At 67.1% G+C, this 10,543-nt stretch carries 7 protein-coding genes and 1 pseudogene; 3 read left to right on the forward strand and 5 right to left on the reverse strand.

The annotated features are described in order from the left end of the window. The first annotated feature begins 116 nt into the window (after positions 1-116). Positions 117-632, forward strand: coding sequence for a porin (locus tag Q0T48_RS08800; RefSeq protein ID WP_295955239.1), 516 nt, complete (start codon positions 117-119; stop codon positions 630-632). Positions 633-651: 19 nt separating this feature from the next. Here Q0T48_RS08800 and Q0T48_RS08805 read toward each other — a convergent pair whose 3' ends face one another. After that, positions 652-1,818, reverse strand: a complete 1,167-nt coding sequence (locus tag Q0T48_RS08805; RefSeq protein ID WP_295955240.1) for an MltA domain-containing protein — start codon at positions 1,816-1,818, stop codon at positions 652-654. Here Q0T48_RS08805 and Q0T48_RS08810 point away from each other — a divergent pair. Then, the gene (locus tag Q0T48_RS08810; protein WP_295955243.1) at positions 1,817-1,954 is read left to right on the forward strand and encodes a hypothetical protein; all 138 of its coding nucleotides are present in this window, start codon (positions 1,817-1,819) and stop codon (positions 1,952-1,954) included. The two genes, Q0T48_RS08805 and Q0T48_RS08810, sit on opposite strands and share 2 nt — an antisense overlap. Positions 1,955-1,967: 13 nt before the next feature. On the opposite strand, the gene Q0T48_RS08815 is transcribed toward Q0T48_RS08810, so the two are convergent. Genes Q0T48_RS08815 through Q0T48_RS08830 form a run of 4 tightly spaced genes read right to left on the reverse strand, consistent with a single transcriptional unit; the run spans position 1,968 to position 9,541 of the window. Beyond that, a complete protein-coding gene (locus Q0T48_RS08815) occupies positions 1,968-2,594 on the reverse strand; it encodes a response regulator (RefSeq protein ID WP_295955245.1) in 627 nt (208 codons plus the stop codon). 13 nt (positions 2,595-2,607) lie between these two features. Next, positions 2,608-4,584, reverse strand: a complete 1,977-nt coding sequence (locus Q0T48_RS08820) for a PAS domain-containing sensor histidine kinase (RefSeq protein ID WP_295955247.1) — start codon at positions 4,582-4,584, stop codon at positions 2,608-2,610. Further along, on the reverse strand, positions 4,581-5,396 hold the full coding sequence (locus Q0T48_RS08825; RefSeq protein ID WP_295955251.1) for a carbon-nitrogen hydrolase family protein: 816 nt from the start codon (positions 5,394-5,396) through the stop codon (positions 4,581-4,583). The genes Q0T48_RS08820 and Q0T48_RS08825 overlap by 4 nt, the downstream gene beginning before the upstream one ends. After that, positions 5,393-9,541 carry a YhdP family protein gene (locus tag Q0T48_RS08830; RefSeq protein WP_295955254.1) on the reverse strand — a complete coding sequence of 1,383 codons (4,149 nt, stop codon included), beginning with the start codon at positions 9,539-9,541 and terminating at the stop codon, positions 5,393-5,395. Before Q0T48_RS08830 ends, Q0T48_RS08825 begins: the two co-directional genes overlap by 4 nt. Between Q0T48_RS08830 and Q0T48_RS08835 the strand changes: the two are divergent. Next, positions 9,540-10,543, forward strand: a pseudogene (locus Q0T48_RS08835) (glutamine-synthetase adenylyltransferase); the annotation flags it as partial. The gene Q0T48_RS08830 and the pseudogene Q0T48_RS08835 sit on opposite strands and share 2 nt — an antisense overlap.

The raw sequence follows: 10,543 nt of genomic DNA on the forward strand, positions 1-10,543 counted from the left end.
GGGGCGCAAAGTGGGCCCAAAGGCCCGCGAACCTAGCCCCAAGGGGTTAGAAAACGACTCGTTTTGGCCGGATTCGGCGCATTCTTGTTATCAGTACCCCGGAAGAGCCATTTTGAATGGCCTTGTTCAGCATTGCCTTAAGCTACAGCGCGCCCGAAGGCGCAACCACCGCCACCGATGCACCACGCCTGCTCACCGGCCATGTGGAATACGCCTCAGGCCCGCTGCGCATAGGCTATGCGCGCCAGCTAGAGCATTACACCACCGGCAAGAACACGTTCCACCTGGTCGCCGGCCACTACAACTTCGGCCCGGCACGCCTGGTCGGCGCCATGCAGCGCCAAAGAGATGAACGCGTCACCGGCACGCAAAAGTCCCGGGAATGGCAGCTGGGCCTGGACGCGCCCTTTGGCGATGCCACCGTGGCCGTGGGCTACGCCAGTGCGATGACCGAAAACAGCGCGGGCCGCAAAGTGGTGGATGCGCACGGGCTGAGCCTGATGGCCACCTACGACATCTCCAAACGCACCCGCTTCTACACCGCTGCCCGCCAGCTCAAGGCTACGCGTGCCGACGGCAGCACCACGCTGGATGCCACCCGTTTCGGCATGGGCGTGACGCACAAGTTCTGAAGGCCGTAGGGCCGTTGCCTTACTTCGGCCACAGCACCCATAGCTTCAGGGGTTGCTTGAGCCGCCCGGCCAGCTCGCCGGCTTCGGGTCCCCAACCGGCGAAATAATCGGCCCGCACGGCCCCCGTGATGGCGCTGCCGGTGTCCTGGGCAAAGACCAGTTTTTGCAGGGGCGCCCAAGGGCCGGGGGACACCAACCAGACCGGTGTGCCATAGGGAATGCTGGCCGGATCAACGGCAATCGACCGGCCGGGGGTCAGGGCCACGCCTTGCGCACCCCGGGGGCCAAAGGCCGCATCAAACTCCGACAACACTTCTTCGCGAAAAAACACCGTGCGCGGGTTGCTCCACAGCAGCTCGTTCACGCGCTGCGGATTTTGCAGAATCCAGGCCTTGATACCGGGCCAGGTGGCATCCCGGATCAGCCCCTGGTCCAGCAACCAGCGGCCCACGCTTTTGTACGGCTGGTCGTTGGTGCCCGCGTAGGCCAGGCGCACCAGGCGCAGGCTGCCGTCAGGCTCGGTAATACGCAAGCGGCCCGAGCCCTGGATTTGCAGCACCAGTGCGTCCACCGGGTCGGACAGCCAGGCAATCGCGCGCCCGGCCAGTTGGGCCTTGGCCTCGGGCAGGGTTTCCATTTCTTGCCGGGTGTACCAGGGCTTGCGCTGGCCCAGAGTGGCCGGTGGGCGGTACAGCGGTACAGCGGAGGCGCTGGTGGGGTTGCGGGTGCCGTCCAGCAGCGGTTCGTAATAGCTGGTAAGCAGGCCGTCCGAGCTGCCCTGCAGCGGCTCCACTTTGTAGGGCTGCAGGCGGGCGACCATCCAGGCGCGCTGCTCATCGCCGCTGCCGATGCTGAGGCCGCGCACCTCTTTGCACAACGGGGCCTGGACCGGGCCAGGGCGTTCGCAGCTTTTGATCCAGGCGTTCCAGGCCTCGTGCAACGCGTCCTGGCCAAAACCGGGCAATTCAGCCCAGCGCACCGCCGTCCAGCGGCTTTTGCCCTGGGTGATGGGTGCTGGCAAGGGGCCGGTATCGCCGGGCACCACATACGGCGGGGCCTCGGGCAGGACGGGTGCGGTGGGCAGCGCAGGGGTGGCCGGACTAGGGGCTTCGGGCAGGCGGGTGGCGCAGGCGGCCAGGGTTCCTACAATCGCGGCCACGATACATTGCTGAAGGATTCGATTCATGGTCTTGCTGTTATTGGAAGCGCTATTGGCCGGTTTGGCGCTGGTGCTGATTGTCTGGTGGACCATGTTCTCGGGCCGCAAAAATGGCGAAATCGTGGAGAAATCTAAAGAAAATAAGCCTCCAGCGCAGGAATAGCCTACGCTAGCAGCTACATTTTTTGTAGCAAATTGGCCAATTCTACGGCCGACTTCACTTCCATCTTGTCGAACACCCGGCCCCGGTGCACCTCCACCGTGCGCACGCTGATGTCGAGCTGGTCGGCAATCAGCTTGTTGGGCAGGCCCAGCACCACCAGCCGCATCACATCGCGTTCGCGCTCGGTCAGTTCGGTCAGGCGGGTTTGCAGGCGCTGGCGACCATCGCGGGCGCGCAAGTTCAGGGCCGACTGGGCCAGGGCCTGCTCGATGCGGTCCACCAACGCGTTGTCGGAAAACGGTTTTTCGCAAAAGTCGAAAGCCCCACGCTTGACCGCATCCACAGCCGTCGGCACATCGGCGTGGCCGGTCAAAAAAATCACCGGCATGGGCTGGTGCAGCCCCCGCGCAATCAGCTTGTCGAACAGCGCCAGCCCGCTGATGCCGGGCATGCGCACGTCCAGCAGCAGGCAGCAGGCCTGGCGCGGCACAAAGCCGGTAGCCAGCATGGTCTCGAAGGCCTCGGCGCTGGGGAATCCTTCGCTGAACAGCCCGCGTGAACGCAGCAGCCACGACAGCGCATCGCGCACGCTGGCATCGTCATCGACGATGAAAACGGTGGCATCTTGTACGGGTTGCATCAGGGCCTCACATTCATTCAGAGATCGGCAGGGTAAATCGAAACACGGTGCCCTGGGGCTGGTTGGCCGCGTAGCTTAACGCGCCACCGTGCTGCTCGACGACGGTGCGGCACAGGCTCAGGCCCAGGCCCATGCCTTCGTCTTTGGTGGTGAAAAACGGGGTGAACAGGCGCTCGGCCACCTCCCTTGGGATGCCGGGACCCCGGTCAGACACCGAAAACTCCACCCACTCCTGCGCCTGCGCCACCCGCAGCACCAGCACCCGCTCGGTCACCGCAGGGTGCTCCATGGCCTGCATGGCGTTGCGGGTCAGGTTGAGCAGCACCTGTTCGACCATGGAGCGGTCGCACAGCACGGGCGGCAGCGCGTCGGCCACGTCCAGCTGCACCTGCACGCCCAGCTTGCGGGCCTGCAACTGCACCAGCGGCAAGATGGCATCCAGCAGCACCTGCGGAGCTACCGGCTCGCGCACTTTGGCGCGGCGGCGCACAAAGTCGTGCACGCTGCGGATCAGCTTTCCCGCACGTTCCACCTGCTCGGCAATGCGGCGCATGGCCACGGCCAGATCGGCGGTATCCAGCGCCGCGCCCCCGGCCTGTAGCCGGTTCAGCGAGCCGGTGGCGTAGCTGGAGATGGCCGCCAGCGGCTGGTTCAGCTCGTGGCTCAGCAGCGAGGCCATCTCGCCCACCGTGGCCAGCCGGGCGGTGGCCTGCAGCCGGTCCTGGCTGGTGCGCGACAGCTCTTCCACGCGGCGCTGCTCGGTGATGTCCACCACGGCACTCATCCAGCCGGTGTGCGCACCGTGGGCGTTGATCAGCGGGGCTTCCATCACCAGCACCGGGAAGAAGCTGCCATCCTTGCGCATGAACACCGAACTAAAACCTTCCCGCGGCGGCGCGTTACCGGCCATGCGGACTTCCTGGCGCTGCTGGTATTCACTGGCCAGGTCGGGCGGCCAATAGGGCGCGGGCATGCTGTGGCCCCGCAGTTCATCGGCCGAAAACCCCACCATCTGGCAAAACGCCGGGTTGACGTAGGTGATGCGGCCCTGCAGGTCGCGGGCGCGCAGGCCGGTGAGCAGCGAGTCTTCCATGGCTTTGCGAAACGCTAGCGCGTCGGCCAGGCCAAGCTCGGCGCGCTGGCGCAAACGGGTGTCGCGGGCCAGCAGCACGGTCACCACCAGCAGCGCCAGCGACATCAGGACCACCAGCACCATCATCAGGTTGGGGAACACGCCCGGCGCACCACGCCAACTGTCCAGCCGCACCACCATGGTGTTGCCGGGCAGGTCCAGCAGTTGCCGGGCGGTAAACACCGGCGTACCCCGGCGGGCCACGCCCCGCAGGGCCAGACGCGCGCCATCGGCCTCGGCAAACGACACCTCCTGGCTGCGGGTGAGCTGGCGGGCCACCAGGCTGCTCAGCACCTCGGCCAGCGAGTAGGTGGCCACCACATAGCCCCGCGCCTGCCCGCTGACCACCAGCGGAATGCACAGCTCAATCACTTCCATCCCCAGGCTGTCGCGCTGCGGCAAGAAATAATTGGCCGAATAGGCCGCACTGTTGAAGCGCTGTGCGGTGGCGCACGCCAGGGACACATCGGCCTGGGTGGCGATACGCCCCAGTATTTCAAACACCGGCGGACGGTAGGGCGAATCCACCGCCGCCACCTCGGCAACCGCGGTGTTGCGCCACTCCAGCCGCAGCAGTTCGCGGTGGTCGCGCAGCAGATCGGCCGCATCGGCAGACCAGGCTGCGGGCGAAGGGTCGCGGGCGTGCAGAGCCTGCAGGCTTTGCACATTGCGGGTCAGGCCGCTGCGGATATCGTTGACCACATTGGCGGCATCGCGTTCCAGCTGGCTTTGCACCTGGCTGGACTCAAACCGTTCGGCCAGCCAGACCAGGGTGCCCAGCACCACCACCAGTAGCGTCAGCATCAGCAGCCACAGCAGGGCCAGCTTGCGCCGCGAAATGGCCTGTGCCAGCTTCATAGGGTGCGGTGTTCCAGGGCGGGCAACTGGCTGCGGCACTGCGCCAGGCGGGCGGCATCCAGCGTGCCCAGCACCACCGCTTCACCTTCAGCGCGCTCGGCCAGCACCGTACCCCAGGGGTCTACCAGCAGGCTGTGGCCCCAGGTGCGGCGGCCGTTGGCGTGCAAGCCGCCCTGGGCCGGGGCCAGCACATAGGCCAGGTTTTCAACTGCGCGGGCGCGCAGCAGCAATTCCCAATGGGCCTGCCCCGTCGTATGGGTAAAGGCGCTGGGCACCAGCAGCAGATCGACCCCCTGCGCAGCGTAGCTGCGGTACAGCTCAGGGAAGCGCAGGTCGTAGCAGATGCTCAAACCTATGCGCCAGCGCTGGCCGTCGCGTGCAAGCAGCTCAAACAACACCGGCTCGGCCCCCGGCTCCAGCACCCGCGACTCATCAAAGCGTTCCTGCCCGTTGTCGAAGCGGAACAAATGGATCTTGTCGTAGCGGGCCACGCAGGCCCCACTGGGGTCGAACACCAGGCTGCTGTTGCGCACCCGGCTACCGTCGCCCACAGTGAGGGGCAAGGTGCCACCCACAATCCACAGGCCCAATTGGCGCGCCGTGCGGGCCAAAAAGTCCTGGATCGGGCCCGCCCCCAAGGCCTCCTGGATCTGCAGCTTGTCGGTATCGCGCTGGCCCAGCAGGCAAAAATACTCAGGCAACACGGCCAACTCGGCACCGCTGGCCGCCGCTTCGGCCAGCAAGGCGGCGGCGCGCTCCAGGTTGGTCGGCAAATGGGTATCCGAGACCATCTGGATGGCGGCGACTTTCATGGCGTAGGTTCCGGTTTGGTGGGGGCCTGGGCCTCGACTTTGGCACCGAACATCTTGTGCGGCACCTTGGTGATTTTGGGGTCGGCCCAGGTGCCGTCGATGTGGAATTGCTGGGTGGCCGCTTCGCTCAGCGGGCGCTGCAAGAACCACTGTGCCAGAAACGTGCCCAGGCCAATGGCGGGGTTGATCACCGCGGCCACCAGCGAGGCGGTACCGGCGTTGATCTCGGGCACCACCAGCACTTTCAGGTCCTGGGTTTCGCGGGCAATGTCGGCGCTGCCCTCCATCATCACGGCGGCGTTCACGCCCTTCATTTGCAGGTTGTTGGTGGTGGCACGGCCCTGGTCCACCTGCACGTCGCCACGTACCGAGTCGAACGCAAAACCTTCGCTGAACACATCGCGGAAGTCCAGCGCCAGGCGGCGCGGCAGGGCCTGCAGGTTCAGCACGCCCAGCAGCTTGGCCAGGCCGGGGTCGGCCTTCAGGAACTGGCCGCTGTCGACCGCCAGGTTGAAATCCCCGCCCAAAGTGGCGGTGTCCAGCGCCAGCGGCGAGCCCACCCAGTTGACCTGCCCGGCCATCTGGCCCTTGCCGCGGCGTACGACCCCCGGCATGCCAAAGCGGGCCAGCAGCTGTCCCGCGTCCGCAATGTCGAGGTGGAAGTTCAGCGAGGTGCGCCGAGGCGCGGCACGGGTCGCGCGCCCGGCACCGTTGGGTGCGCCCTGGTTGCCCAAGGCCACCCAGTTGCCGGTGGCGCTGAGCTGCGCATCGGGATTGGTGATGCTGAGCTTGTTCAGCCGCCATTCGCGCACCCCGGTATCGACCAGCCCAACCCCGCCCGCGCGGCCGCCCCGGTTGACGGCCTCTACCTCGACACGGCCCAGCTTTTTGCCCTTCAGGTCCAGCGCGTCCACCACGATGTCTAGCGCGGGCACGGTGTCCGAGGGCTCGTCCAGCAGGGTTTCCACTTCGGTGGCGGTGCTGGGGGCCAGGGTCAGCCGGGTCAGCCGGGCATAGACGCGGCCGGGGCTGGTATCGGCCGGCAGGCGGTATTCCACGTAACCATTGAGTTCCTGGGCATCGATGTTGGCACGCCAGGTGGTGGCAAAGTGCGAGCCACTCAGCACCAGCTGGTGCAGGGTGCGGCCGCCCAAAGTCAAGGCCTTGGCCTGCACGGCCAGGGTGGTGGGGATATAGCCGCTGGTGCCGCTGCTGGCTGGGGCGGAACTGCCAGTACCGGGCATGTCGGCCACTTTGGCGGCCAGCGTCTGCCAGGCATCGGCGCTCACGGTATCGACATGGATGTTGGCCGACACGCCCTCGGCGGGCATCAGCACCGCCTCGCCGGGCGGCAGGCCCACTGAGACGGTGCCGCGCAGCACCTGGGGCACCGCGCCGGAAACATCGCGCACATAGACCACCGAAGCCACCGACCCGCCCGCCCCCAGCTCCAGCGCCAGGCTGTCGCGCAGCGGCCCACCAGTGCCGGGCAGCAGCAGGTTGTCAAACCGCAAAGGCAGCACGGTGTCGGCGGCTTTGGCCAGCGGCGCGGGCAGGTTCAGCGCCACGCCCTGCAGATTGCTGGTGACATTGACTTCGGGTACCCCCTGGCGCACGCCCACCGCCGCGGTATAGGCCGCACTGCCGCTGGCGAAATGGGCAATTTGTGCCACCGCTCCCAGCCCGGTGGCCTGGCGCAAGCCCTCTGCCGTGGCCACGCCCTGCACCTTCATCTGCACCCCCCGCGCGGCATCGGCCATGCCGCCTTCGATCTTCGCGTCGCCGCCCAGCATCCGGGCCTGGCCGCCGACCACTGCAAAGCCGGTATCCGAGAAGTTGACCACCCCACGCGCCCGGCCCAGCGGCGGGCTGCTGGAACTGATTTGCACATCGTTGCCGCCTAGCGTGATGCTGCCCTGGACCTTGCTCTTGTCCATGTTGGCAATCGGCAGTTGCAGGCGCAGTTGCAGGTCGGCCGGGCCGCTGGCGGTGGCCTGGTCCAGCGCATTGCCGGTCATCTCGGCCAGCGGCGAGCGGTTGACCACGCCCAGCATGTCGGCCAGCGGGCCGCGCCCCTGGGCCTTGAAGACCACCACGCTGTGGTTCAGGTCGGCAATCTGGGCCTCGGCCCGGGTCATCTGGAACCCGGTGGCCCCGGCCAAGGTGCCGCTGGCGCGGTTGATCTGCAGGGTGTTGCCGTCAAACACCAGCTCGCCCGACAACTGTTCCAGCGCGGGCCAAGGCAAAGCGCTGGCCGGGTGCAGGCTGGCGGGCGCGTAGGCGTAGGTGGCATCGCGCACCTCGGCGGCAATGCGAAACTCGCCCTGGCGGGGTTTGGTGAACGGGAAGTCGTACAGGTCGCCCTTGACGCGAAACTTCACCTGGTTGGCACGGCCCGCCAGCACCGCGTCGCGCACGTAGTGGCGCACGTCGGCGTGCAGCTCCATGGGCAGGTAGCGGTGCACCCGCGCGGCCGCACCCCGGCTGAGCTGGCCCTGCAGGTCCAGCACACCCGGAAAGCGCGCGTGGCTGCCCGACTGCGCGGGGTCGCTGGTGTGCCACTTAAGCTGCAACACGCCTTCGGCATCGGCATTGGCAAAACGTACGTCGCTGGCCTGCACCGCCAGGGCATCGCCCTGCTGTTGCCACGCCACCGTGGCCGAGAGTTGGTCCATGGGTACCACCGGCTCTTCGAACAGGCCCGGCAGGTCAAGCGCGCCCTGGGCCACGCGCAGGTCCGCCTTGCCCCCAGCCTGGGTGATGTCGAAGTCCAGCGCCGCACCACGCACACCCGGGCGGCCCAGTGGCACCAGGTCTTTCGGACTGGGCGCGGCAGGTAGGCCTGCGGCCACATCCAGCCCGGAGATACGGCCTTTGGCGCTGTAACTGGTGGGGGCGGCCATGGGGCCATTCCAGCGGGATTCGATGTGCTCTACCAGCCCCTGGGGTTCGTAGGTGGCCAGCATGCGGTGGGTGACCGGACCCAGCGGCAGGCTATTGGCCATGTGCGCCAGCAAGGCCAGGTCCAGCCGGTCGGCGCGCAATTCGCCTTGCACGGGCAGGCGCGGGGTCGCGTCTTGCAGATGCAACGCCACATTGCCTCCCGGCCAGACCTGCCCGTCGTCGGTACTGAACTGCAGGCCCTCGGTGGCCAGTGCCACACTGCCCGGCTGCTGCTGCAGGGTGATACGCCCTTGCAGCGACTGCAGCGCCAGTGGCTGCAGCCCGGCGGCCAAAGTGGCGCGGGCACCGGCCAGCGCCACATCGGCGGTGCCGCTGGTCACCTGGCCGTGCCGGATATCCACCCACACCCGCAAAGCCCCCACGCCCTCCACCACGTCCACCCCTACATCGGCATAGCGGCGCAGTTGCGACACATCGACCCGCGGCAGGCTGGCGTAGGCCGGGCCATCCCAGTCTTGCCAACGGCCCCGGTGGGTACTGAGCAAGGGCTGGCGGAACTGGGCGCTGAGGCTGAAACGGTCGCCCCAATCGGCGGGGGGCGAGGCATCGAGGCGCAGGCTGTGGCCCAAGCCCTTGTTGCGCATCACAAAGTCCACGCCGCTCAGGGCCAGCGGGGGGGCGGCGCGCTGCTCGTCGGTCCAGCGCACCGTGCCGCCGCGGACCACCAGCTCGGTTTGGGCAAACAGCCAGTCCAGGGCGCGGCCATCACCGCTGCCGGTGTGCGAGACATCCAGCCCGGCAATGAAAATGGTGCCGTCTGCGCTGCGGCGCACATCCAGCTCGGGCTGCTCGATACCCAGGGTCTCGAAACCGCGCTTGAGCAGCGACGCGGGCGACAGCGTGGCCGTGACCCGCGACAGCTTCAGCGCCTCGCGCCCCTGGCCGTCCAGCAAGGCCACATCGCGCAGCTCAAACGAGGGGAACAGGTGCTCCGACTCGGCCGATATGGCACCGATGCGCACCGGCATCCCTAGCGCCTGCGTGGCATAGGTTTCCAGCCATGGGCGAAATTCGCCAATTCGCGGCACAATCCAGCCGTGTAAGGCCCCCCAGGCCAAGGCCAGCACCAGCCAAGCCGCCACCACCAAGCCCAGGCACCAGGATGCGGCAGTGGCTGCCAGTCGGAGCAGGCGTGTGGGATAAGTGCTGGAGATAGGCTTGGACTCAGTCATTGGACACATGGATGCAATCAGAATTATCACTCCCACGGCAGCCGCACCCGCAGCAGGCCAATCCCTTTACGGTGTTACTTTGTTAAGCATCCCCGCACCTACCGAGGCCCTGTCCGGCCACTCGCGTTTTGTGCAGCGCCTGCGCCGCCGTTACGCCAGCCAGCTTGATTTGCTGCCCCCCGGCCCGCCGGAACGCGCCAGCATGGAAGCCACGCTGGTCACCCTGCGCGCCACCGGGCTGGACACCGGGGCCGCCCTGCGCAGCCTGCGCCAACTGGTGATGGAACGCCTGGTGGTGCTCGACTGCGATGACCAGGCCCCCCTGCAAGTGGTGACCCGTGCCGTCACCGACCTGGCCGAAATCGCCCTGGATGCCGCCTGCACCCACGCCTTTGCACAGCTCGACAGCCAGCACGGAGCCCCCCTGGCCCCGGACGGCAGCCGGGCCCAGATGTGGGTAGTGGGCATGGGCAAGCTGGGCGCGCGCGAGCTGAATGTGTCCAGCGACATCGACCTGATCTACGTCTACAACCATGACGGTGACACCGCAGGCCAGACCGACATGCCCGAGGGCCGGGGCCGCACCAGCAACCACGAATACTTCTGCAAAGCCGTCAAGATCATCTACGCACTGGTGGGCGACACCACCGAACACGGCTTTGTGTTCCGTGTCGACCTGGCGCTACGTCCGCACGGCAATTCCGGCCCGGTGGCAGTGTCCATGGACGCGCTGGAAAACTACCTGCAAGAACAGGGCCGCGAATGGGAACGCTTTGCCTGGCTGAAAAGCCGGGTGGTGGCCCCGCGCAGCTGCATCACCGACGCCAGCGCGCTGCGCACCGTGGTGCTGCCGTTTGTGTTCCGCCGCTACCTGGATTACGGCGTGTTCGACGCGCTGCGTAATCTGCACCAGCAGATCCGCGACCATTCGGCCAAGCGCAGTGCGGGCCGCCCCGAGCGGGCCAACGATGTCAAGCTGTCGCGCGGCGGCATCCGCGAGATCGAATTCAC

This window comes from Rhodoferax sp. (assembly GCF_025354435.1).
Lineage (GTDB): Bacteria > Pseudomonadota > Gammaproteobacteria > Burkholderiales > Burkholderiaceae_C > Rhodoferax_B.

Excerpts from the sequence above, each read along its gene's own strand:
- Q0T48_RS08800 (WP_295955239.1), top strand. The coding sequence starts at position 117 with ATGGCCTTGTTCAGCATTGCCTTAAGCTACAGCGCGCCCGAAGGCGCA.
- Q0T48_RS08810 (WP_295955243.1), top strand. The coding sequence starts at position 1,817 with ATGGTCTTGCTGTTATTGGAAGCGCTATTGGCCGGTTTGGCGCTGGTG.
- Q0T48_RS08805 (WP_295955240.1), bottom strand. The coding sequence starts at position 1,818 with ATGAATCGAATCCTTCAGCAATGTATCGTGGCCGCGATTGTAGGAACC.
- Q0T48_RS08815 (WP_295955245.1), bottom strand. The coding sequence starts at position 2,594 with ATGCAACCCGTACAAGATGCCACCGTTTTCATCGTCGATGACGATGCC.
- Q0T48_RS08820 (WP_295955247.1), bottom strand. The coding sequence starts at position 4,584 with ATGAAGCTGGCACAGGCCATTTCGCGGCGCAAGCTGGCCCTGCTGTGG.
- Q0T48_RS08825 (WP_295955251.1), bottom strand. The coding sequence starts at position 5,396 with ATGAAAGTCGCCGCCATCCAGATGGTCTCGGATACCCATTTGCCGACC.
- Q0T48_RS08830 (WP_295955254.1), bottom strand. The coding sequence starts at position 9,541 with ATGTGTCCAATGACTGAGTCCAAGCCTATCTCCAGCACTTATCCCACA.